At 61.7% G+C, this 23,587-nt stretch carries 20 protein-coding genes; 15 read left to right on the top strand and 5 right to left on the bottom strand.

Going from position 1 to position 23,587, the window contains the following annotated elements:
* Positions 1-224 precede the first annotated feature (224 nt).
* From R9J51_RS19850 to R9J51_RS19840, 3 genes are all read left to right on the top strand, one after another.
* Complete coding sequence (locus R9J51_RS19850; RefSeq protein WP_179505485.1) at positions 225-1,100, top strand: helix-turn-helix domain-containing protein; 876 nt, start codon at positions 225-227, stop codon at positions 1,098-1,100.
* 41 nt (positions 1,101-1,141) lie between these two features.
* The gene (locus R9J51_RS19845) at positions 1,142-1,777 is read left to right on the top strand and encodes an NADPH-dependent F420 reductase (protein WP_168557844.1); all 636 of its coding nucleotides are present in this window, start codon (positions 1,142-1,144) and stop codon (positions 1,775-1,777) included.
* A 363-nt stretch (positions 1,778-2,140) separates the two neighbouring features.
* Positions 2,141-4,402 carry a TonB-dependent receptor gene (locus tag R9J51_RS19840; protein WP_179505484.1) on the top strand — a complete coding sequence of 754 codons (2,262 nt, stop codon included), beginning with the start codon at positions 2,141-2,143 and terminating at the stop codon, positions 4,400-4,402.
* Positions 4,403-4,463: 61 nt separating this feature from the next.
* On the opposite strand, the gene R9J51_RS19835 is transcribed toward R9J51_RS19840, so the two are convergent.
* Positions 4,464-5,024 (bottom strand): carboxymuconolactone decarboxylase family protein, encoded by a 561-nt coding sequence (locus tag R9J51_RS19835; protein ID WP_169475859.1) that lies wholly within the window; start codon positions 5,022-5,024, stop codon positions 4,464-4,466.
* A 176-nt stretch (positions 5,025-5,200) separates the two neighbouring features.
* Here R9J51_RS19835 and R9J51_RS19830 point away from each other — a divergent pair, with 176 nt between their 5' ends.
* The 3 genes from R9J51_RS19830 to R9J51_RS19820 all read left to right on the top strand — a co-directional run bounded on the left by R9J51_RS19830 (position 5,201) and on the right by R9J51_RS19820 (position 10,670).
* Entirely contained in the window at positions 5,201-6,469 is a 1,269-nt protein-coding gene (locus tag R9J51_RS19830; protein WP_432787691.1) for an acyl-CoA dehydrogenase family protein, read from the top strand.
* Entirely contained in the window at positions 6,466-7,731 is a 1,266-nt protein-coding gene (locus tag R9J51_RS19825) for an MFS transporter (protein ID WP_179505482.1), read from the top strand. The genes R9J51_RS19830 and R9J51_RS19825 overlap by 4 nt, the downstream gene beginning before the upstream one ends.
* A 500-nt stretch (positions 7,732-8,231) precedes the next feature.
* Positions 8,232-10,670, top strand: coding sequence for a TonB-dependent receptor domain-containing protein (locus tag R9J51_RS19820; RefSeq protein ID WP_179505481.1), 2,439 nt, complete (start codon positions 8,232-8,234; stop codon positions 10,668-10,670).
* A gap of 151 nt (positions 10,671-10,821) precedes the next feature.
* On the opposite strand, the gene R9J51_RS19815 is transcribed toward R9J51_RS19820, so the two are convergent.
* Positions 10,822-11,787 carry an AraC family transcriptional regulator gene (locus R9J51_RS19815; RefSeq protein ID WP_179505480.1) on the bottom strand — a complete coding sequence of 322 codons (966 nt, stop codon included), beginning with the start codon at positions 11,785-11,787 and terminating at the stop codon, positions 10,822-10,824.
* Between the two features lie 302 nt (positions 11,788-12,089).
* Here R9J51_RS19815 and R9J51_RS19810 point away from each other — a divergent pair, with 302 nt between their 5' ends.
* Entirely contained in the window at positions 12,090-13,157 is a 1,068-nt protein-coding gene (locus R9J51_RS19810; RefSeq protein ID WP_169475864.1) for an aromatic ring-hydroxylating dioxygenase subunit alpha, read from the top strand.
* On the top strand, positions 13,154-14,293 hold the full coding sequence (locus tag R9J51_RS19805) for an FAD-dependent monooxygenase (protein ID WP_179505479.1): 1,140 nt from the start codon (positions 13,154-13,156) through the stop codon (positions 14,291-14,293). The genes R9J51_RS19810 and R9J51_RS19805 overlap by 4 nt, the downstream gene beginning before the upstream one ends.
* Before the next feature lie 161 nt (positions 14,294-14,454).
* Here R9J51_RS19805 and R9J51_RS19800 read toward each other — a convergent pair whose 3' ends face one another.
* On the bottom strand, positions 14,455-15,402 hold the full coding sequence (locus R9J51_RS19800; protein WP_179505478.1) for a LysR family transcriptional regulator: 948 nt from the start codon (positions 15,400-15,402) through the stop codon (positions 14,455-14,457).
* A gap of 226 nt (positions 15,403-15,628) precedes the next feature.
* On the opposite strand from R9J51_RS19800, the gene R9J51_RS19795 reads away from it, so the two are divergent.
* The 7 genes from R9J51_RS19795 to R9J51_RS19765 all read left to right on the top strand — a co-directional run bounded on the left by R9J51_RS19795 (position 15,629) and on the right by R9J51_RS19765 (position 21,470).
* Positions 15,629-16,606, top strand: coding sequence for an amidohydrolase family protein (locus R9J51_RS19795; protein ID WP_432788011.1), 978 nt, complete (start codon positions 15,629-15,631; stop codon positions 16,604-16,606).
* Positions 16,607-16,611: 5 nt separating this feature from the next.
* Entirely contained in the window at positions 16,612-17,745 is a 1,134-nt protein-coding gene (locus R9J51_RS19790) for an FAD-dependent monooxygenase (RefSeq protein ID WP_179562312.1), read from the top strand.
* 30 nt (positions 17,746-17,775) lie between these two features.
* Positions 17,776-18,771 carry a VOC family protein gene (locus tag R9J51_RS19785; RefSeq protein WP_210425803.1) on the top strand — a complete coding sequence of 332 codons (996 nt, stop codon included), beginning with the start codon at positions 17,776-17,778 and terminating at the stop codon, positions 18,769-18,771.
* Positions 18,725-19,306 carry a cupin domain-containing protein gene (locus R9J51_RS19780; protein ID WP_432787688.1) on the top strand — a complete coding sequence of 194 codons (582 nt, stop codon included), beginning with the start codon at positions 18,725-18,727 and terminating at the stop codon, positions 19,304-19,306. The genes R9J51_RS19785 and R9J51_RS19780 overlap by 47 nt, the downstream gene beginning before the upstream one ends.
* A gap of 2 nt (positions 19,307-19,308) precedes the next feature.
* Complete coding sequence (locus R9J51_RS19775; RefSeq protein ID WP_179505477.1) at positions 19,309-20,061, top strand: SDR family oxidoreductase; 753 nt, start codon at positions 19,309-19,311, stop codon at positions 20,059-20,061.
* 3 nt (positions 20,062-20,064) lie between these two features.
* The gene (locus tag R9J51_RS19770) at positions 20,065-20,469 is read left to right on the top strand and encodes a nuclear transport factor 2 family protein (protein ID WP_168557855.1); all 405 of its coding nucleotides are present in this window, start codon (positions 20,065-20,067) and stop codon (positions 20,467-20,469) included.
* 71 nt (positions 20,470-20,540) lie between these two features.
* Positions 20,541-21,470, top strand: coding sequence for a fumarylacetoacetate hydrolase family protein (locus tag R9J51_RS19765; RefSeq protein ID WP_432787687.1), 930 nt, complete (start codon positions 20,541-20,543; stop codon positions 21,468-21,470).
* A gap of 55 nt (positions 21,471-21,525) precedes the next feature.
* Here R9J51_RS19765 and R9J51_RS19760 read toward each other — a convergent pair whose 3' ends face one another.
* Together R9J51_RS19760 and R9J51_RS19755 are read right to left on the bottom strand one after the other, a co-directional pair.
* Entirely contained in the window at positions 21,526-22,497 is a 972-nt protein-coding gene (locus R9J51_RS19760; protein WP_179505476.1) for a fumarylacetoacetate hydrolase family protein, read from the bottom strand.
* 30 nt (positions 22,498-22,527) lie between these two features.
* On the bottom strand, positions 22,528-23,475 hold the full coding sequence (locus R9J51_RS19755; RefSeq protein WP_179505475.1) for an NAD-dependent epimerase/dehydratase family protein: 948 nt from the start codon (positions 23,473-23,475) through the stop codon (positions 22,528-22,530).
* Positions 23,476-23,587: the final 112 nt, after the last annotated feature.

Here is a 23,587-nt window from a genome sequence, read left to right as displayed (position 1 = left end):
CCGGCCTGTCGCCAGGCCGGCCTGCTGCGTTGGTCCGCCTGGTGTACATTTTCGGGATTTGCCGTATCGGCAAAAATATACATATTTATCAATAGTATAATTGATGTTTTCCAGTGGGATGAGCCGTCCGGGGCTGGGCGCGGGGGCCAACAGCCTGCTTTGCGGCCCCCGCCCGACGTAGTATCGTCGCAGGCATAGAAACAAAAATATTTGGGAGATTGCCGGTGACCTACAGGCGCATCCGCTCGCTTCAGCGCGGCATCGATGTTCTGCGCTTCCTCAATTCCGTCAAAGGCGCCCAGCCGACCGACATTTGCAAAGAATTGAAACTGCCTCGCCCCACTGTCCATCGCATCCTTGAAACGCTCGAGGAGATGAAATTGGTTCATCGTGGCTACAACGCCCGCGAATTTCGCCTGACCGGCGGGGTGCAGCGGCTGGCACGGGCCAAGGGCGTGCACGAAGAACTGCGGCAGGCGGCTTGGCCGGTCATGCATGAATTGACCGCGCGCTATCTCTGGCCGTGCGACCTGGCGGTGTTCCAGGACAACGCGATGCTGATTATCGAATCCACCCATCGGCTTAGCCCGTTCTCGTCGGACATCGGCATGGTCGGGCGGCAGCGCCTGATGCTGCTCAGCCCGCTTGGCCGCGCGTTTCTGAGCCATTGCGATGCCCCGCAGCGCGCGCTGATCCTGGAAGCATTGGCCGCACAGAGGCTGCCCGACGATGGGTTGATGGCCGATCGCGAGGCGATCGATCGCATCGTCGAGCAAGGGCGTCGTGACGGTTTCAGCATGTGTCCCGAACTGCCGCATACGCGCTGCGCCAGCATTGCCGTGCCTATCCGGGCCGGGGGCGAGGTCGTGGCGGCGATGAACCTGGTCTGGGACCTCAAGGAAATGCCGTTCGATCAGGCCCGTGAACAGCTGGGCCCGCCCTTGCTTGCCGGGCGCGACCGGATCGAGCGGCACCTTGCGGATCTCGTCGCCGATGCCCTGTCGGCGCTTGGGGGGGAGCAGGCGATCCCGGTTCATGATGCGGCCTATGCCGCGCTGCCTTTGGCGCAAGACGGGCTTGCCGTCGAATTTGCGGAATAACCACCCGATCCACCTTTCCTTTCTGCAGTTGGAGTGTTGCCTTGAGTACGATTGGTTTTCTCGGAGCCGGGCGCCTTGCCCAGATGCTCGCCCCCAAAGCGGCCAAGGCCGGCTGGGATGTCATCCTGTCAAACTCGCGCGGGCCCGAGAGCCTTGCCGAACTGGTGGCCAAGATCGAAGGCAACGTGTCGGCAGCCACGCCGGCAGACATGGTCAAGGCGGCCGACGTCGTGATCCTGGCCATTCGCTGGCCGCAGATCGAAAGTGCGGTCAAGGATATCGACTGGACCGGCAAAGTGGTGATCGACGCCACCAACAACCGCCTTGGGCCCAAGCCCGAGGATGTCATCGAAATCGGCGACGTGCTGTCGAGCGATGTGGTTGCGGGGCTTCTGCCCGGTGCCCGGCTGGTCAAGGCGTTCAACCACGAGCCCATTCCCGTCTATGACCAGACGTTGCCGCCGGCGGGCGAAGAGAATGTGTTGTTCCTGGCCGGTAGCGACAGCGAGGCCAATGCCCTGGTCGCCAAGCTGATCAAGGACCTTGGGGCAGAGCCGGTCGACCTTGGCGCGATCGACGAAGGTGGCAGGCTCATCGCCATGGGCGGGCCGCTCGCCAACAAGTTCAAGCTGTTTACCAAGGCGGGCGCCGAAGCGGCCATTGCTGCTGCACGCTAAGCCCAATGCGCGGCGCGTTTCGTGGGGGAGAGTCTCCTCTCGAAACGCGCCGTTCCTTTATCCGGCAAAGTCACGCAGACCGGCGGCGCCAAACGCTTTCGCAATCCGCGCCTGCGCCACGCCTCCCCGCAATCCATCCCGCTGCGGCGAAGTATGCGCCCGTTTTCCGGCATTTCTGACCCCGCGGTCCCGTCCCAATCCACGACACCAAGCGGACGCGCCAAGGCTGGGCGTTGCGCAAACCCCCGGTAAAAGTCTGGATGGGGAGCAGGCCACACAATATGGCAAAAGGGGAGGAAAATGAAAAAGTCTCTACTTGGGCGTCCGCACTTGGCAGCATCTTGCGTCAGTCTGGTCGCTCTTGTGTCCTATGCATCGCCAGTTCTGGCGCAGGCGCAGGACACGCCGGCCAAATCCGCTCCGCAGGCTCCCGAAATCATCGTGACGGCGCAGTATCGTTCGCAAGCGCTGCAGACCATCCCGCTTGCCGTGACGGCCGTTTCGTCCGAACAGATGAAGCAGCGCAACCAGTTGAATCTGGTGGACCTTGCCGCTTCGGCGCCCAGCGTGACCATTCAGCAGGGCAATTCGGGCTATGGCGCCACGCCATCGGTGGCGATCCGCGGCATCGGCGCCAACGACTACAATTTCGCGCTTGAGCCGGCCGTCGGCATCTATGTCGATGATGTCTATCAGCCCACGCTGTTCGGTTCGGCGCTCGATCTCATGGATCTGCAGCGGGTCGAGATCCTGCGCGGGCCCCAAGGCACGCTGGCGGGCCGCAACTCGATCGGTGGCACGGTCAAGCTCGTGTCGAGCCCGGTAACGAACGAGTTGGGCGGTTCGCTGACGGCGGCCTATGGCAGCGCCAACAAGGCGACCATCCGTGGCATCCTCAACCTGCCGCTGACCGATACCCTCGCGGTCCGCGTCTCGGGCTATTTCTCGCGGCAGGACGGCTATGTCGATCGTCTCGACTATGGCTGCCTCCACCCCAATTCTGGCGTGGCGGCACAGACCACTGCGGCGGGTTGCAAGCTCGGTACCGAAGGCGGCACCAAGCATTTCGGCACCCGCGTGGCCTTGCGCTGGACGCCGACCGACCGGCTGGAAGTCAACCTGTCGGGCGATCTCAATTTTGCGCGCGACGAACCGGCTGGCACCATCCTGATCGCGGCGCGCGATACCTATGCTCCGTTTTCCAACAAGACCAATTTCCCGCAATTCGTCACAGGCGGCGGCTTCGTCAACTATTCCACCTATGCCGTGCCCGAGGAAAACTGGAGCCCGGGCGCCTATTCGCGCTCCAACAGCCATGCCGCCTCGCTGAAGGTGGAATACAAGATTTCGGACACCGTCTCGCTGACCTCGATCTCGGCCTATACCGGCTACACCGCCCAGTTCACCAACGACGCCGATGGCGGGCCGCTCAACGCTTCGCTTGAACAGAACGACCTGACGTTCGATGCCTATAGCCAGGAACTGCGCCTGAGTGGCAAGATCGGTGCGTTCGACTGGATCGTTGGCGGCTATTTCTTCAACGGCGATGGCGTGCAGGCGGGCCGTTTCAACCTGGGCTTCACGGGCCCTGCGTTTCTGGTCAACGCCGACACGCAATATACCGACTTCACCCAGGGCGATATCGTGAAGTCCAAGAGCCGCGCCGTGTTCGCGCACACCGACTGGCACCTGGCCGACAGGACGACCCTCACCGTGGGCGCCCGCTACACCCACGAGTCCAAGGACTATCATTTCATCCGCGCGGCTGTGACCGTGCCCGAAAGCGACCTCAACGCCTCGGTCAACGGGCTGACGGGCACTTACTCCAAGGGCATTGTCGATTTCCGCGTCAGCCTGGACCAGCGCTGGACGCCCGATGTGATGACTTACGCGACGTTCTCGACCGGTTTCCGCGGAGGCGGCGTGAACCCGCGTCCGTTCGTGCCCTCGCAGATCGCCTCGTTCGGGCCGGAAAAGCTCTACAATTTCGAACTCGGCACCAAATCCTCGCTGTTCGATCGCCGGGTGCAGCTCAATGCTGCGGCATTCTATGACATCTACAATGATTTCCAGCGCACGATCACCAATGGCTATGGCGGTTTTCCCGCTTCGGCGATTCCGCTCAATTCGGGTGACGGACGCCTCTATGGCTTCGAACTGGAACTGAGCGCGCGTGCCACCAACGCTTGGTCGTTCGATGGATCGGCAAGCTACACGCGCTTCAAGACCACGCGGCTCAGCGCCGATGCGCAGGCATCGGGCGTGACCGAGACGATGGACCCGATCTATATGCCCCGGTGGCGCGCCAACTTCGGCACGCAATATGAATTCGATCTGGGCACCGTCGGATCGCTCACACCGCGGATCGATGCGAACTATCAGTCCGATCTGTTCACCAATACGGTGAATGCGGAAGTCAACCGGCTGAAGGGGCGCACCATTTTCAATGCGCACCTGACGTGGAAATCTGCCGACAAGCTGTGGCGCGCGGCGCTGGATGTCAGCAACCTGACCGACAAGTACTACTATCTCAACATCGACGATACGCTGCAGGGCAAGGGCACGGTGCGGGCAACGCCCGCGCGCCCGCGCCAGTTCGTGCTGACGGTCGAACGCAAGTTCTGAACGCACAAGGGTGCAGTGCCGCCCGCAGGATGTCCTGTCCTGCGGGCGGCTTGCCGTCGTGTCAGGAAAAGGCGGATGGGTTGGGCGGCGGCGGGTTGCGCGCCACGTTCATCACCATGGCCAACATCGCATAATAGCCACAGATCGCGCAGAGCTCGACCACGCCTGCAGGGGCCAGAAGCGCTTGGGCGCGGGTGAACGTCTCGTCGTCCACCTGGCCGGTCGCGTGCAACTGGCGCGTGAAATCGAGCACGGTGCGTTCGTCGGGCGCCAGGTCTTGCGGCACGTCGCCGGCGGCGATCGCCGCGATCGCTGCCTCGGCAAGCCCCGCCTCGCGTGCAAGCGGAGCATGCACCTGCCATTCGTAGTCCTGTCGCCAATGCCGGGCGGTGGCAATGATCGCCAGTTCGCGCAGCCGGGCCGGGATCGTGCTTTCGAACCGCAAGTAAGCCCCCAGCGCCTGGGCTGGTCCAAATACCCCGGTGCTGTGCAGCAATACGGCAAACGGGCCGCGCACGGCCTGGCGCGGGCCGGCGGCCAGCGCGTCTGCCGCCGCTTTCTGGTCGGCCGTCATCGCCTCGGGCGTAACGGCAGCGATCCGCGGGGCATTTTCGAAGTCCATGTTTACACTCCCATTTCTTGGCAATTCTGTCATCCGGCAAGTCTTGCCGGGTAACAAGGCGGCGTTTTGCTTTGCCCGGCTGATGTACTCGTGGCGGACGAAGACGGGCGGCAACTTGTCCGCTGAACCCATGCGCAGCAAGGTCGATGGCATCAGTTCGCAGGAGTAACGAAGCTGTGCCGAAACCCATTCATGCCGTGATCGAAAGGCAGACCAGTCTGCCTCAACCCGAACCGGGGCTGACACCTGACGAAGTCATCCGGCGCGCGGCGGCGCTGCGTCCGCTGCTGCTCGAAGACCAGGCCAACAGCGAAAAGCGGGGCTGCTGCTCGGTGGAAATGCACGAGCGTTTCCGCAAGGCCGGTTTCTACCGCATCCTGCAGCCGAAAATGTACGGCGGCTATGAATTCGACCTCACCGTCTTTGCCCGCGTGATCATGGAAGTCGGGCGCGGCTGCCCCGGCACGGCATGGGGGCTGAGCCTGGCGTCAGGGCATGCGCTCAACGTCGCGGCGGTGTTCCCCAAGGACGCGCAGGACGCGATCTTTGGCGAAACCGGCGAATTCTGCGCGCCGGCGCGCGCCGTGCCCAGCGGTACGGCCACCGAAACCGACGATGGCTGGATCATCGATGGCTTGTGGGACTATTGCTCGGGCTCGCCACACAGCAACTATGCCATTTTCGGCGTGCGCATTGCCGGCGGAGATCCAGCCGGCTCGCCGCAGATCGGTATCGCGATCGTCCCGCGCGCGAACTGGGAACTGCTCGACAACTGGCGCGGCTTCATTGGCCTGCATGCAAGCGGATCGAACAGCATCCGGATCAACAAGGTCCTGATCCCCAAGAATTTCCTGGTCCGGCAGAATCTGTTCGATCTGGATATTACCGGCGGGACGGTGGGGTATCACCTTCACGGCAACCCGATGTATTCGGGCCGCATGTTCGGCTTTTTCCAGACCGAGATCTCGTCCATCCTGGTGGGTGCCGGCTTTGCCGCGCTCGATGAATTCGAGCGCATCGCGCGTGCCAAGATGGCCGGGCCGAGCACGCCGATCGTCAGCGCCGGGTTGCAGGATCTGACGCGGCCCTATGGTATCGCGCTGGGCCTGCTGGAAGCGGCCCGCAATGCGGTGCTGGCGGGCGCGCAGTCCTATCTCGATTACTGCGCTGCCGGGATCAAGGACCCGGCCGCCTATACCGCACTCGACGACATGCGGATCCAGGCCGGCATGCAGCATGCCGCGCGTCTTGCCGGCGAAGCGATCGACCTGCTCTACACCTCGGTCGGCACCAGCGCGGCGGCCAAGGATGGCACGCGCCTCCAGCGCTATTTCCGCGACATGTCGATGGCACGCACCAATCCGGGGCTGGCGGTGGAACGGGCTGCCGTTCAACTGGCGGGTCGTTCCATGAAAGAGCGCTTGGCACCTGCCGGTGTGCAGTGAACCTCGAAGCCGGGCAGCAGGGTGAAAAGGCACTGGTCGCGTCTCCCGCGGAGGCGCGACCAGTCGCTTTGGGATTGCTGCAACGCCCGTTCCTGTCGATATGGGCGTTGCGTGGCTTGTCGGTGCTGGGCAACCAGCTGATCGCCTTTGCCCTGTCGCTCGAACTGTACCAGACCACCGGCTCGGTGCTCTATCTTGGCCTGCTGGGGTTGATCCAGTTCGTGCCGGGCATCTGCTTTGCATTGCCTGCCGGCCACTTGATCGATCGCTTCCCGCCCGGCCGGGTGGCCGCGATCGCCCAGGTGGTGAATGCTCTGGCGGGGCTCATTCTGCTGGTGCCGACGGTGATGGGTTTGCCCGTCACCGCTGCCGCGCTGTTTGCCGCGGCGTTGATCACCGGTTTTACCCGCGCGTTCGAGCATCCGGTCAATACGGCGCTCATCCCGCAGGTTGTCGCGCCCGAGCATGTCGGCGCGGCGGTAGCCTGGACCATGTCGGTGGCCAAAGTCGCCGGATTGGGCGGTCCGCTGCTGGCAGGCGTGTTGTACGCGATCAATCCGCAGCTCAGCTTTGGCGTGGCCGTGGTGCTATGGCTGGCCGCCGCCGTGGCGGCACTTTCCTTGCCGGCCCCGTCCAGAAGGCCGGCTCATCAGCCGCTCGGGCTCAAGTCCGCCTTCGCCGGATTTGCCGTGATCTGGCGCGATCGCGTTCTGGGCGGCGCGATGGTGCTCGATCTGGTCGCTGTCCTGTTCGGCGGCGCCACGGCGTTGCTGCCGGCTGTCGCGCTCGACCTGTTGCATGTCGACGCCGTTGGCCTGGGCATATTGCGGGCCGCACCGGGCCTGGGCGCTGTTGCCCTGGGCATCTGGCTTGCGCGCCATCCGGTATCGCGGAATTCCGGCAGCGTGCTGATCGGGGCCACGCTGGTGTTCGGCCTCCTGACCTGCGCCTTTGGCCTGTCGCGCAGCTTCGTGCTGAGCAGCCTGTTGCTGGCCGGGATCGGCGCGGCTGACATGGTCAGCATTCACATCCGCAGCGCGCTGGTCCAGCTTCGCACCCCGCCAGAACTGCGCGGCCGCGTGGGCGCGGTGAACGGCATCTTCATCAGCAGTTCGAACCAGATCGGTGCGTTTGAATCGGGGGTGACGGCAGATCTGCTGGGGCTGGTTCCGGCGATCGTGCTGGGCGGCGCGGTCACCACGGCTGCGGTGCTGGTTATCGCGGCAAGGTTCGCATCCTTGCGCCAATTGCGCAGCTATTGATCCGATCGGCGATGTGCCCGCGCAGGCATTGCGCCTGCCAAACAACAATCCTGCCCTGACGCACGGCGATCGACGGCGCGCTTCCGCTGCCGGATACCCCCGCGCGGCGATCTAAGCCGCCTAGAAACCTGGGGGCTCTTCACTTGTCGACAAAGGGGGCGATATCGCGACTGCGGTACGCAATCACCCTTTCCTACCGTGGGCCGTACAGTCGTGTTCAGGACATGAGCCAACCCTTGGCGATGATCATCGCCGGCCGCGGCCAGGCGTTCTCCAGTAAATATCGGCGGCAGCGATAGGTGTTATCCGGTCAAGCGACTTTACCGGGCGGATCGCCTGCAGGATATCTGCGCAGACTCAGCGTGGCAAAGATTTATCAAAAATTAAATGGCGCCTCGCCGCGTTTGGGCAATCAAAATGCCCTCTTAATAGAAATCGAATTCTCATATATATAATTATAATATTAGCGGAAAATAAAAATATCATTAGGGAGGATGGCCTTGAAGAAAAACTTCATGATATCGACAATTATTGTCACGTCGTTCTGCAGCATGCCCTCTGTTGCATGGGCTGACGGCGAGAGTGGATCTGTTGGGCTCCAGGAGATCGTCGTTACTGCGCAGCGCAAGTCTGAATCCGCCCAGAAGGCAGCGGTTCCGATCGACGTCATCTCACAAGCTGCCCTCGCCAATGCCGGCGTTACCAGCGTTAACAACCTCAATACGGTAGCACCCGCTCTGACTGTCGCCCAGGCTGGCGGGTCTACGACCAGCTTCTTCCTGCGTGGCGTGGGTAATTACAACAACAACGGTTACAGCGATTCCGCGGTCGCCTTCAATCTTGACGGCATCTACATCGCCAAGCCGAGCGCGGCGGGATCGTTCTACGATTTGCAACGGGTAGAGGTCCTAAAGGGGCCTCAGGGCACTCTGTATGGGCGCAACGCCACGGGTGGCGCGATCAACGTCATTCCCCAGCATCCGGTCATCGGCCAGAATTCGCTCGATCTGACTCTGGGCTATGGCAACTACAACCGGATCGAAGCCGAGGCCGCCGCAAACCTGGCTGTGGGCGACAACTCTGCCTTGCGCGTCTCCGGTCGCATCCAGCGCTCCGACGGCTATAACGCCGATGGTACGGATGACAGCAATGCCAAGGCGGTTCGCGTGCAGTTCCTGACCAAGCCCGCACCGGGCGTGAGCCTGCGACTGTCTGCCGACTATACCAATATTGGCGGGATGGGGGCCGGCCAAGCCTATAATGGGTCATTCCAGTATACCCCCGGCGCGCCGCAGACAGCCAGTTCGCCGGCCGACTATTCCTTTATGCCGGTCAATCTGGCGGCGCGGAGCGGGCTGCTGACCACGCAGGCGCGCGACTACTTTTCCAAGCTGGTAATCGGCGGCTCTTTCAACAATCCCGCCCCCTTGGCCACGCCGAAGCTCAATGACAACATCTGGGGTGTTCACGGCGAACTCAACATCGACACCGGCATTGGCCAGATCACGTCGATAACCGCCTATCGCAAGGCGGTGCTGGACGACCTTTACAACGGACCATCGTTCAGCGGCTCCTACGACCAGCAGCACGACACCCAGTTCAGTTCGGAAATCAGGCTGAACGGCAAGCGTATCGGCATTTTCGACTGGCTCGTCGGCGGGTTCTACATGGATGAAAAGCTGTCCGGGAACGCTGTCTACGCGCAATATGTGCTCAGCAGCATTCAGGACTATCGGCAGGATTCCCGGTCGACGGCCACGTTTGGTCGCATTGTCGCCAATCTCACCCCGCGCTTGCGCCTGACAGCCGCAGGCCGCTATACTTGGGATCGAAAGCGTTTTGACGGCACCGCGATTTCTCTGCTGAACATTTGCACCAATGCGCCGCCGCCGTACGGCCCCGGCTGCTTTGGCGGGCCGTCGTTGCCGGTCGGCGACACGCTGGCAAGCATCGCTGCGGCCATTCCCGCCTCGCAACTCCCATTCGGCTTCCCGCCTGCTGCCGGCGCCGCCAATGCCCGGCCGTTCGGCTCGGCTGGCAATATCCTGTTCTATTGGCCCACCGACGTCGACCAGACGCAGAAGAACAGCAAGTTCACCTATCGCCTGGGGGCAGAGGCGGACATCGCGGCGGATTCGCTGGCTTATGTCAGCTACGAAACCGGCTACCGCTCGGGCGGCTTCTCGCTTTCGCTCGGCCACGAATCCTATTTGCCGGAAACCATTCGCGCGTGGACGGTCGGTTTGAAGAACCGGTTTTTCAATCGTCGGCTGCAGGTCAACATCGAACTGTTCGATTGGCGCTATTCCAACCAGCAGATTTCGCACTTCGGCCTGGACAGCAACGGCCAGACAAGTTTCTTTGCCGACAACGCCGGCGCTTCGCACATCCGCGGGGGTGATCTGGACGTGCAGGTGAAGGCGACCGATACCCTGCTCCTGACCGGGACAGTACAATATCTCGACAACAAGCTGACGGAGTTCACCTACTCGACACCCGCCGGCGGTACCAATCTTCCGCCTGTGGTGGGCTGTCCCTACACGCCCGGAACCAATGCCCAGGGCGCGGTCTATCTGGTCAACTGCGCCGGCAAGCCGGGCCTGAACTCGCCCAAGTGGTCGATCAACGGTGGTTTCGAGCAAACCTTCCACCTGGGCGACTACGACTTGGCGCTTTCGGCGCAGGGTCGCTATCGTTCCAATGCCGTGGACGGGTTCGATTACCTGGTCCAGCAAAACACTGGCGCCAATTTCAGTGTGGATGCAGCTATCCGGTTCGGTTCCGCCCAGGGCGCCTGGAACGTGACGTTCTGGGGGCGCAATCTGACCAACACGCTGATTCCGGTTCTCACCACGTATAACAGCTCAGTCGCGGGCGTCCTGACAACCAGCTACGCACCCCCGCGGACGTATGGCGTTCGTTTCTCGGGCAAGTTCTGAAGCCCGATAGCAAAAATTGAAAGCCGCTTTTGCTAATAAACGGGGCGATGGCAGATGCTCGGAGAATGATCGCGTTTTCTAGACCTGTCATGATGGAACGATCATAAATTCGCGGCCTGTGGAGCATATTCACAGGCCGCTTTGCTGTCGGTCATTCTTGTTGTGTCCGGCTTCCTTGCCGACGCATCTCTTGCGGCGACATGCCGAAACGCTGGCGGAAGGCTTTCCTGAACGCGTAATGCGTCGCATAGCCTGCTTCCTCTACCAGCAGCTTGATCCGCTCGCCTGCCAGCAGCCGTTCGCGCGCCCGATCGAGCCTGACCATGCGCAAATACTGATAAGGCGTCTGGTCAAGCAATTGCTTGAACCTTAAGCAGAATGTGCTGCGCGACATGCCACTGTTCCTCGCCAGCCTGTGCAGTGGCCAATCCTCGTCCGGCCGATCATGCATCACGGCAAGCGCCGCGCCAATTCCAGGATCGACAAGCGCGCGCAGCCATCCTGCGACTTCGTCGGGATGCCTCAGAATGTGCGATCGGACGATCTGCGTAAATACCAGGTCCGCCAATCTGCTCGAAACGACGGCATAGCCACTTTGCTGCTGTTCGGATTCCGCCGACAAAAAGTCCAACGTCATGCGAAGCCAAGGCTCCATGCCCGTTCTTGCTGCGTCTATCTTGATGAAACGGGGCAAGCCCAGCAGCAAAGGGTGCGGGGTGGTCTCGTCGAGTTCAAATACCAGGGATAGAATGCGGGTGTGCTGTGCACCACCTTCGAGCGTAAGCCTGAGCGGCCGGTTCAGCCAGTCCCCAGGTCGCCACACGTCGCCGCTGTTCTGGCTGACCACCTCGCGTACCGTCAGTTCGCGCAGATGGCCATCTGCGCTGCGCAGCCAATGGCGGTCCCAGCGCGGGAACATCACCAAGTCCCCTTCACGCAACTCAATGGGTTCCATTCCGGGTCGGTCCAGCCAGGCAGACCCTTCCAGAATGTAATGCATGGGCGCACCCGATGGAGCGGATTCGAAATCCACTTTCCAGGGGTTGGCGAAATCGAGCATGGCCAGCAACGAACCGCGTAGCCGTTTGTCTGAAAGCGCTCTGCTGAGGCTGTCCATATCGGTGTCCGAAATGCGTTCGGACGAATAGAGCCCAAAAATGGACCCCAGTCCACTCGAATGGCTTCGTTAATCCGATATTGCTTGCAAACTGGCTCGGATGTCCGGCGACCGAGGGCTGGTGGGTTTTGCACAATCCCATGGAATTGTGCGCCTCGCGTTGCTCACGAGATCGTGGCGGGCGGCTTTGCCTCGGGTCGAAATGATCGGGCAAGCGCACCGCTAGATTGCCAGGCCGGGCTCAAAGGCGAAGCGGCCCTAGGGGCAGTGCGTCCGAGACCAGAACACGAGAGGACAAGGCAATGCAGATCAACGGCGTCAACATGCAGCCAGGGGCTGCCGAATACCCACGCAACCAATGGTATGTCGCAGCCTTCAGCACGGAGGTCACGCGTGAGCCGATGCACCGGACGCTGTTTGGCGAGCCGATCGTTTTCTATCGAACCGAGGCGGGTGACCCGGTGGCGCTGTTCGATCGCTGCCCCCACCGGGGCATGCGCCTCTCGAACGGTGGCGTGCTGTTCGGTGATACGATCCAGTGCCATTATCATGGCATCCGCTTCAATGCCGAGGGCCGGGCCTGCCTCATTCCTTCTGGCGGCGTGCCCACGTCCGCTCTGGCGGTGCGTCGCTACCCGCTCAAGGAAATCGGCGGGTGGATCTGGATTTGGCCGGGCGACGCCGAGCAGGTCGACGAAAGCCTGATCCCCGACCATGATGCCCTCGGGCTGACCGCGCCGGGTTTCCACGCCTATCATGGCCTGGCCCTGACGGCCAATTCCAATTATCTGTTTTCCCTGGAAAACCTGGTGGATGCAACGCACATCTCGTTTCTGCACCACGGGTTGATCGACGATGGCAACGTCGCTGCCCACCCATATGCCTGCCATCAGGACGGCGTGCGCGTGACGATGGTCCGTGAGTTCAGCAACGAGGTTATCGCCCCCATGGTTGCCCGCAGCATGGGCCTCAAGGGAACGCGCGCGGACCGCACGCTGGAGCTGATTAGCTACGCACCCAACGTCTGCGTTGTCCGGCAATGCTTTGTGGAAACCGACAGCGAAGACAAGGCGCGCCGCGACAGCCGCCTGGTGTTCGGCATCACGCCGACCGGACCGCGCAGTTGCATTCAGTTCGTGGCGCTCGCCAACGACTATGAGAACACACACCCCGGCATTTTCGAGGACCTGCGGCACCTGTTGATGGAGGATGTGGTGGCGTTGGACGACATCCAGATCCTGTTCGATCAGCTTGGCCAGGGCCGGGCGCCCGAGGTCGCCGTGCGTTCGGACGAAGGCGCCATTCGAACGCGCCGGCTGATTGCAGCACAGGTGGCGCAGGAGCGCGAGAAAGCCAAGGTGCTCGCATGAGCGCCGCTGTTGACACTAAAGGCCGCGTTCTCGTGGTCGGTGCCGGGATTTCCGGGCTTACCGCTGCCGCGGCTCTTGGCCGGCGGGGCTGGCATGTCGATGTGATCGAGCGCAAGCCGGTGATCGACGACGGTGGCGGGGTCGGCCTCACGCTCGTTGGAAATGCAATGCGGGCCCTGGATGAAATAGGGGTGGCAGAACAGTGCGTCGCTGTCGGCGTGCCGGCAGATTTCATCAACATCATGAAAGCCGAGGGCTCGCTACTGCTCGAAAACCCGCTGCCGCGCATCGGCGGCCCGCGATGGCCCGGCGGTACGGGGATCAAGCGCGCCGCCCTGCATGCCATCTTGCTCAAGGCGGCGAGTGCGGTATCGGCATCGATCCGTTGCGCGTTGACGATCGGCAGCTGGCGCGAGACCGATGACCGCGTCACCATCTCGTTCAGCGATGGATCGACTGCCGATTACGACTTGGTCGTTGCAGCCGATGGGGTCAATTCATCCACCCGTGCCGTGCTGATGCCCGATGTCAAACCGTCGCCCTCGGGGCAGGCGTGCTGGCGCGCGGCCGTTCCGCGGCCGGCCGGCCTGGATCGGAGCCATATCTTCTTCGGAGGCAAGCATGGCGTGGTGGGCGTCTGCCCGGTTTCGTCCGATCTTGCGTACATGTATATCGTCCAGGCGTATGATGGCGGCAGGCAGGCGGAGGATCGGCTCCACACGATCTTTGCCGAGGAAGTGCAGGGCTACGGGGGGCTCATTGCCCAGCTCGTCGAGCATGTGCGTGATCCCGCGATGGTCAGCTTCAGTCCGCTTCCCGCCATGATCGTCCCCAAGCCCTGGGGCAGTGCACGGGTGGTGCTCATCGGCGATGCGGCCCACGCCAATCCTCCGGTGCTGGCGCAGGGAGCTGCAATGGGGATCGAGGATGCCATTGTCCTGGCACAGGAAGTATCGGCTACGCCCAAGGAGATCCTGGCCGCGCGCACCCGCTTTGCCGATCGGCGTTACGAGCGGGCGCGCATGGTGGTGGAAGCAAGCTGGCAACTCGCCCGCGCCGAAGTCGAGCACCAGAAGGACATCGACGTTCCCGGGATCATGCGCGACGTCAGCCAGCAACTCGCCCAGCCAATCTAGGTGTCACGACCTAACCGATCGCGGCGGTGAGGCCCCGCGTCTCGCCGATATGCGCGGTATCAACCCATCGGGCGGTGTCCGGCCCAGGCGGCAATGTTACCCGCGCCTGGCCGAAAGTCTCGAGCATCCCCCCGATGGGTTGGAACCCGTGCAAGTCAAACTCAGTCTTCGCGCTGGACGATGGCCTGGCTGCGCGCGAATATCTGCTCCTTGAGCCATTGCAGGCCAGTGTCGCCACGCCGCATCGAATGCCACTGGATGACTTCGCGAATGGGCGGTGCGGACATCGGTAGAGGATAGACCAGCAGCGGCAAGAGGCGGCTGAAGCGTTTGGCGTGCAGGCCATTGAGCAGCGCCATGCGCCGCGTGCCAATCACGCTCATGGCCACAGCGTTGAAGCTTTCCACCCGCAATTCTGTCTTCAACGCCAACTGCGCCTCACTGATGAAGCGCTCGCTGAAGGACGGCGCCCGCCCTTGGCCAAATGTCACGTCCACGTGCGGGCGTCTGAGAAATTCGTCGAACGTCAATTCCCCGTTTTCCGCGGGTTCTTGATCCCAGGCGATGACTTTGAGCTGATCCTGGAAAAGTGGCCGGCCCGGATGATCGACGTGCGTATGTTCCTCGATGGTAATGAAAATATCAATCTCACCGCGTTGAAACCGGTCAGAGTTGTATTGATTGGGAGTGCACAGGTCAAAAGTAAGGTCCGGCGCAATATTCTGAATTTCTTTGATCGCCTCGGCTAGCGCCACATCGTACACATAATCCGATACGGCGATCTGGAAATTGCGTTTGATGGTCGAAGGATCGAACGCAATCGGAGTGGTGATCGTTGCCCGGATCAGGGTGAGAACTTCGCGCACACGTCCGGCAAGTTCCAGGCCAACTTCGGTTGGCACCATCACACGCCCCACTTGCACCAGCAGGCTGTCCTGAAAGAATTCGCGCAGGCGTGCCAATGCGCCGCTTGTCGCCGACTGGCTCATGTTCAGGCGCCGTGCGGCGGCGGACACGGAGCATTCCTCAATCAGGACGTCGAAGGCCACCAGCAGGTTCAGATCAAGCTTGTCAAAGCGCATAAATTCTCCCCCGTCGGGATAGACCATCTACCGGGCCAAATCGAATCCAATTGGCCATCGTTTTGGCCGATATAACCTATCCGAAGGAACGCTTTTGGGCCGCGCGGCGCAGGCTCTAGTCTCCCGGACAACGGCATGGCTTTCTCAAAGAAGGCGAGCCAGATTGTGGGAGAATGTGGTGAACGGAGGCTTCCATCATTGCCAGCATGGCCGCACCCCCCGAATGGTGCGGCGGGCAGGGCAGTCCTTGGTCGTGGATATCCATTGTCACTATGCCGTGCGCGAAGCAGACGTTCTCTTGCGCGAAGCCATGCCGACTGCGCCCGCAGCCATGCCATTCACGTCCGAGGCTTCCCAGAAAGTGAATGGCGCCCAGTTTGCCGCGATCGGTTCGCGCCTGCACGGCGTGCAGGAACGGTTGGAGGACATGGACCGGCTCGGCATCGATGTTCAGGCCTTGAGCCCATCGCCAGGGCAATACTTCTATTTCGCCGACGCGGAATTGGGACGTGAATTGAGCGTCATGGTCAACGATGGTCTGGCCGATGTGGTTGCCGGCCAGCCGGATCGCTTTGTCGGGCTGGGTCACGTGCCCCTGCAAAACACCGAAATGGCAATTGCAGAGATGCGTCGTTGCGTGACGGAATTGAATTTCCGCGGGGTGGAAATCAATACCAACGTCAACGGGCGTGAACTGGCCGATCCGGCGTTTGCACCATTTTTTGCCGCCGCCGAGGAGCTTGGCATCCTGGTCTTCATCCACCCGCTCGGGTTCACCCACGGCCAGCGTCTGACGGAATATTATCTCAACAACATCATCGGAAACCCGCTCGAATCCACCTTGGCGCTTTCGCATCTGATCTTTGGCGGCGTGCTCGATGCCTATCCGGGACTCAAGCTCTGCGTGGCCCACGGTGGAGGCTATCTGCCAGCCTATTGGGGGCGCATGGATCACGCCTGGAGAGTGAGGCCGGATTGCAACTGCAACAGCGCGCACCCGCCGTCCCATTACCTGCGGCAGATATGGGTCGATACGCTGGTGTTCGATCGGGACCAGTTGGATGCGCTGGTCCGGGTGCATGGCGCCGATCGCCTCTGCCTGGGAACGGACTATCCGTTCGATATGTCTGAACCCGATCCGGTCGGGTTCCACAGCCAGCTCGATCCAGCGGTGCGAGAGAAAGTCCTGGGACTGAATGCGGCTGAATTGCTCGGCCTCGTCGTTGCATAAAGGTGGTGGATCAAAAAATGGCTGTGCATTCTGTGCTTGTCATCGGTGGCGGGATTGGTGGCATGGCGACCGCCATCCGGCTGAGCCAACTGGGACACAAGGTAAAGTTGATCGACCGCGATCCGAACTGGCGCGTCTATGGTGCAGGCATTTCGATCACAGCGCCGACATTGCGCGCTTTCAAGCGGCTGGGCATTCTGGCGCCAATCCTGGAGCAGGGCGGTTTCGTTTCCGGCCTCAGGACCTACCTTTACGACGGTACATTGCTGAACCAGATCGAAACTGCGCCGGTTGAGCCCGGCCTGCCGTCTTCCGGCGGGATCATGCGGCCCCTGCTGCACCAGATCATGTCGCGCGAGGTGCGGGCGTTGGGGGTCGAGGTGGTTCTTGGCGTCACCGCGCAGGAGATCGAGAATCGTGCCGACCGCGTCGCGGTGACGTTCTCCAGCGGGGAGCAGCAATCGTTCGATCTCGTCGTTGGGGCCGACGGCATCTACTCCAACACGCGCAGCATGTTGTTCCCCGGCGCGGTACTACCCGTGCCCAATGGGCAAGGCAGCTGGCGCATCGTGGCCAAGCGCCCTGCAGACATGATGCACGGGCATTTCTACGTCGGCCACGAAAACCTCGTCGGCATTACCCCGGTTTCCGATGACTCCGTCTACCTCTTTATTCTCAATCCCGATCCGCACGGCCGGCGCGTCGCCCCCGCCGAACAGCCGGCGCTGGTTCGCGCCTTGCTGGCCGATTTCGGCGGTGCGGTCGCCGATATCCGCGATGCTGTCTCGCAAGCCAGTTCCATCGTCTATCGTCCGTTGGAAGCCGCGCTCCAGCCAGCGCCGTGGAACGCCGGGCGCGTCGTGCTGATTGGGGACGCGGTGCACGCCACGACTCCGCATCTCGCATCCGGTGCCGGCGCTGCCGTGGAGGACGCCTTGGTGCTGGCCGAGGAGCTGGAGCGCCATGGCGACGATGTCATGGCAGCGCTCGATGCATTCACCGCCCGCCGGTACGAACGCTGCCGCGTTGTAGTGGAAAGCAGCCTGGCGATCGGCCGGCACCAGCTCGAACGGGGGCCGATGGAGAAGCTTGGCCCGCTGATGGCTGCGCCGCTCAAGGCGCTGGCGGCAGAATACTGAACCCAATTCATCAAATCGTGGAGGCACGCCGTGTCTGGAATCAATGGCATCGAGACGATTGTGTACGGCGTCGAAGACGTCGGCATCTGCACGCGCTATTTCACCGACTTCGGCTTGCCGCTGATAGAGTCGAGCGAGAGCGAAGCGTTGTTCGAGATGGAGGAGGGATCTTCCGTCATCATTCGCCCGCTCGATGTCGCGCGGACCGAGGGGCAGGGCCTGGTCGGGTACGGCGTCCAGAAGGTCATCTGGGGTGTGCCCAATCAAAAACATCTCGATCGGGCGGTCAAGCGGCTGAGCGCCGTGACCGAAGTCTCGATCGACGCCGAGGGGACCGCTCATTTCTTCGATTGCGACGGCATCGCTTCGGGTATTCGCGTGTTCGCCAAGCAAAGGGTGTTTGGCGCGCCGGACCCGGTCAATAGCCTGGGGACGATCAATCGGCTGAACCAGCACCGCAAATGGCGGCTAAAGGCCAATCCCAAGACCATCCAGCATGTCGTTTATCAGACGCCAGACCCGCAGGCGAGTTGGGAATGGTACCGGGACAACCTCGATTTCCGCCTGTCGGACGTGCAGGAAGGTTTCGGTGTCTTTGCCCGCGCGCCGGGCACGCTCGATCATCATTCGATCTACTGGCTCAGGGCGGATCTGCCCTTCCCGGGTTGCGACGGCCAGGTTCGCTTCAACCATGCCAATTTCGGCGTCGAAGACATCGACGAAGTCATGGTCGGTGGCAACTATATGGAGCGGCGTGGCTGGAAGAAATCGATCTGGGGGCTGGGCCGCCATCGCATTGCCAGCGCGGTGTTCCTGTATCTGCCCTGTCCAGCGGGCGGCGACGCGGAATATGGCTGCGATAGCGACATGCACGACGACAGCTGGGTGCCGCGCCACTGGAATGCCGGCTTCGGCACGATGAGTTTCATGCATAATCTGCAACCCTGGATTTTCGACGAGAGCCCATGGGAAGTGCGCTATGTCGAAGGCACGACGCCGAAAAGAAAAGAGCGCGCAGGCCACTGATCTCACCGCTTACCGGCATTTCGGGGTAAAGAACATGGTGGAACTGCAGAAGATGCCCCCCGTACAACGGGTCGTCACCGGCCATGATGCGGCGGGGCGAGCAATATTCGTATCAGAGGATTTTGCGCAACCACAGCCGATCGCGTCTGCACCGGCAGACTTTTTGCTGATGTGGACGACGGCTACTGTGCCGGCGGACAACAACGACGAGACCGATGGCCGCGAGCGCGATGCCGGATTGACCCTCAACGCTGGCTCGGTGATCCGGATTGTCGACATGCACCCCGGCTCTGAAAGCCCGATGCACCGCACCAACAGTATCGATTACGGTATTGTGCTCAGCGGTGCCATCGAGCTCGAACTGGACGATGGCGTCACGAAGACAATCGAGGCTGGCGGGATCATCATTCAGCGCGGCACCAACCACTTGTGGCGGAATACGACCGACGCGGTTTGCCGCATTGCGTTCGTGCTGATCGAAGCGCCGGCCTATGTCCACAATGGCCAACCGCTGCCTGAAAACAAGGCGGAATAGCCATGACGATGTTTGATCTGACCGGCAAAGTGGCCTTGGTCACCGGCTCTACCCGCGGGATCGGTCGGGCGATTGCACAAGCGATGATCGCGGCCGGTGCGCGCGTGGTGATTTCCAGCGAAAATGCGGCTGACACGGAAAACGTCGCTTCGGAATTGGGCCAGCTTGGCGTGGTCTGCGACGTTTCCGACCCGGCGCAGCTTGCGACGCTGGTCGACCGCACGGTGGCCGAGCACGGCAGCCTCGACATCCTTGTGTGCAATGCCGGCGTTCCCGAGCAATTCGGGTACTTTGCTGATATGGATATCGAGGAGTATGAACGCGTTATCGGCATCAACCTGACGTCGCAGGTGCTGCTGACCAAGTTGGCCTTGCCCCATTTGATCGAGCGGCAAGGCAACGTGATCTTCACCGCCAGCCTGTCTGGCCTGCGCGGCAATGGCGGAATCAATGCCTATGCTCTGGCGAAGGCGGCGTTGGCCCAGTTGGCGCGCAATCTGGCGGTCCAGCTCGGACCGAAAGGCGTGCGCGCCAATGCCCTGTCGCCAGGCGTCATCGCAACCGAACTGTCGCGTTCCTTGCTGGACAACCACGCAGTGCGCGATCGGCGCATGGCATTGACCCCGCTGCGCCGGCCGGGGACGCCGGCCGAAGTGGCGGGCGCTGCTGTATTTCTCGCCAGCCCTGCCGGGGGCTTCGTCACGGGTCACAACCTTGTTGTGGACGGGGGCACTCTGATTACGGACGGAAGTTGAAAAATGACCGCGATGACACCCAACGCTCTCCTTGCGATCAAAGCCCAGGTCAGAGCGGCGGAAGCGCGTCGTTGTGCGGCATTGGCTGCAGACGACATCGATGCGCTTGCTGATCTGATGGCCGATGATCTCGTGCACGTGCACACCACCGGCAGCGTGCATACCAAGGCCCAACTGCTTGATCATGCCGGGCGCATCCTGCGCTTTTTCGAAGTCCGGCGCGGCGAATTGAACGTGCGCGTTCTGGCCGACGATGTCGTGGTCGTCACCGGACCGATGACCAACGTCGTCGGCCGGCGCGACGTGGACGAGACGATCGAGGTGCAGGCTTTCGTCACGCAGGTGTGGGCGCTGCGCGATGGCGCTTGGCGCACGGTCAGTTTCCACGCAGTTCGCCAAGGCGACTGAAGCACAACAGAAATGGGAGAAACGCTGTGTCGCAACGATACGCGATAGGAACGGCGACACACGGACAACGCGTGTTTGCCTGTGTTATCCGTGGCGAGCATGTCTGGGAAATCGCCCGCTTGCCAGGACTGGCGGCATTTCGTGACACCTTGGCTGTGTTCGAAGCGTGGGATTACGCCGATGGGCAAATTGCGGCCGTGATGCAGGATCCGCCCCCAGATTGCGCCATTCCATTGGCAGATGTGCGGCTCGAGGCACCGCTGCGGCCGCGGCAGATTTTCTGCACCGGCGCGAATTACCGCAGGCATGTGGCCGAACTCACCGCCAAGCAGACTGACCCTGTCACGGCAGGCATGTCGAGCGACGAACGCGTGGCAGCTGCCTACGCGATGATGGACGAACGCGCCCGCAATGGCGTGCCCTATGCCTTCGTGAAGCTGCCTTCAGCCGTGACGGGGCCATACGACCATATCGTTCTTCCGGCGGGTGTCGAAGAGCCGGACTGGGAGCTGGAACTGGGCGTGGTGATCGGCCGCCCCGTGCGGCGCATTTCCCGGGAGAACGCGCTCTCCGCGGTCGCCGGCTATGTCGTCGCCAACGACATTTCGAGCCGTGACCGCATTTACCGTGCTGACATGAAAGTGATCGGCACGGATTGGTTGGCGTCCAAATGCCAGGAATCGTTCTTGCCGCTCGGGCCGTTTATCGCGCCTGCCCGGTTTGTCGTCGATCCGCAGGATTTGCGCATCGAGCTCAAGCTCAACGGGCAGACAATGCAGGATGAATCCACCGCTGACATGATTTTCGATGTTGCGCGGCAGATCGAATACATCTCCTCCCTCGTCCGGCTCTTGCCTGGAGATATAATCTGCACCGGCTCGCCTGCTGGAAACGGCACGCATTACCAGCGCTTCCTCCGGCCGGGCGACGTTGTGGAGGGAACGATCACCGGTTTGGGAACCCAGCGACTGACCTGTATCGCCGAGCCTGTGCAGCCTTGAAAAAGTGCGCATGAATTCCGGGCTCGATTGAACAGGGTTCATCGAGCCCGGGTTGTCATCCTTGTGCGACCTTTTGGACGATGCGTCCAAACAGCGTTTCACCCGCAAGCCCGCGCGCTTCCATTTCTACGGTGTCGCCAAACGACATGAACGGCGTACGGGCTTCCCCGGAATCGGCCAGTTCGATGCCGCGCCGTTCGGCGATGCAGGCCGAGCCAACCTCCCGATAGTTTTCGTTCGATATCGTTCCCGAGCCTATCACGGTGCCGGCGACCAGTTTGCGCGTCCTTGCGGCATGGGCAACCAGTTCGGCAAACGAGAAGGCCATCGGATAGCCATCCACCACGCCGAAGGGCTCTGCGTTCCATTTCACTTCCAGTGGCAGCGCAACGCGACCGTCGCGCCAGGCTTCGCCGAGCTCGTCCGGGGTGACCGCAAACGGCGCCATGGAACAGTGTGGCTTGGCCTGGATCCAGCCAAATCCGGTTTTCATCTCGATCGGCGCCAGTGCCCGCAAAGACCAGTCGTTGATCTGGACGATCAGTCTTATGTGTTCAGCCGCCTGCCGTGCATCGGTGCCCATGGGCACTTCATCGGTTACAACGCCGAATTCGCCTTCGAAGTCGATCCCGTCGGCTTCGGTCGGCACGATGAGATCGTCATAGGGGCCATAGAAATGATCGGATGCTCCCTGGTACATCAGCGGCCGATCGGTGGGCGGCAAATCCATCCTGAACACGCGCGACATGAGCACGGCGTGACTGAGATAGGTCGACCCGTCGAGCCATTGCCAGGCGCGCGGCAATGGTGCCGCCAGATCGGCGGACCGGATCGGTTCGCCGGTGGCAACATCGGCCTCGAGCGTTCCGGCGAGCTGGCGCAGGGCCGGTTCCGCGATTGACCAATTTTCCATCGCCTCCTGCAGCGTGCGGGCAATCCCTGTGGCGGCCACAAAACGGGTGCCATCACGAGACACCACGACCAGTTGACCGTCAGGATCGCCGTTGCGGATCGTCGCAATTTTCATACTATCCTCCCAAGCAAACTTATTGAATTATCATTCGAAAATGCGCCGGATAAGTGCGTCTACACTCCCATCGTGCCGGAAGCCGAGACTGTCGGCCAAAGGCGTTTTCAGATCTGGTTGTCGCCCGAACTGCCGTTCCACATCCGGGTCCGGGTGAAACGCCACAGTGGCTCCGCTATCGGGAAAACGTTGCGCCAGGCCGTCTATCAACGCGCGAAAGCTGATTTTCTGGGCCGGCAGGGTAAAGGCGCGGCGGGTGCCAAGCCTTTCCGGCGCTATGCTGCCGGCGTGGACCAGGCAGGCCACGCAGGCGGAAACGGAGAGCCACCACGCGGCGCCATCTGCTGACACGGGAAGACTCTGGGCACGGCCGGCCTCATAATCAAAAAACAAGGTATTCATAAATGCGGACCGCAGGCGCTGGTCAGTGTCTCGGCGGGCGACGATGCCCGGCAAGCGAAGGGCCAAGCCATCAATCCAACCCCGCCCGCTCATGTGTTCAATCGCGATTTCGATCATGCGCTTGTGGCAGCCGTAGACCATGGCCGGACGAGGCGTCGTCTCGTCGTCGACAGGATCAGTCTGATCCGGTCCGAACACAGCAACCGAGCTTGCAAACACCACGCGGGGGCGGTTTTGTGCAATCCGCAGGCGTTCGAGCATGTCCAGTGTCGCGTCGACATTGGTTTTTCGCGCGCGCACTGGGTCCGCTTCCGCAGCGCCGCCGAGGATGCTGCCCAGATGGAACACGATGTTGGCGGGCGTGCTGAATGCCCGATCCAGAACACCGGCGTCAGTCAGGTCGCCGGTAATCATTTCGATGCGGTCGGTTTCGAAAGTAGACGGTGCTGTAACGTCGATCAATGCGAAATTGCAATCCGAATAATCGGGAGAGGCGAGCAACGCATGGACTAATCGACTGCCTATGAAACCGCCGGCGCCTGTCACGACAATTCGGCGTTTCTCGTCCTTATCCATGGACGTCTACTCCCTACCCCCAATCTTTTGTTATCCAGAGTTTGCGGGAAAGATCTTCAACGTGTCAAAGCCTTCTGGCCGAATGCACCTATCGTCGCCGCAAATAGGACAG

Origin of the sequence: Novosphingobium rhizosphaerae (genome assembly GCF_050920675.1) — a bacterium.
Classification (GTDB): Bacteria; Pseudomonadota; Alphaproteobacteria; order Sphingomonadales; family Sphingomonadaceae; genus Novosphingobium; species Novosphingobium rhizosphaerae.
The sequence above is the reverse complement of the archived record's forward strand: the minus strand, read 5'-3'. Positions and strand labels throughout refer to the sequence as shown.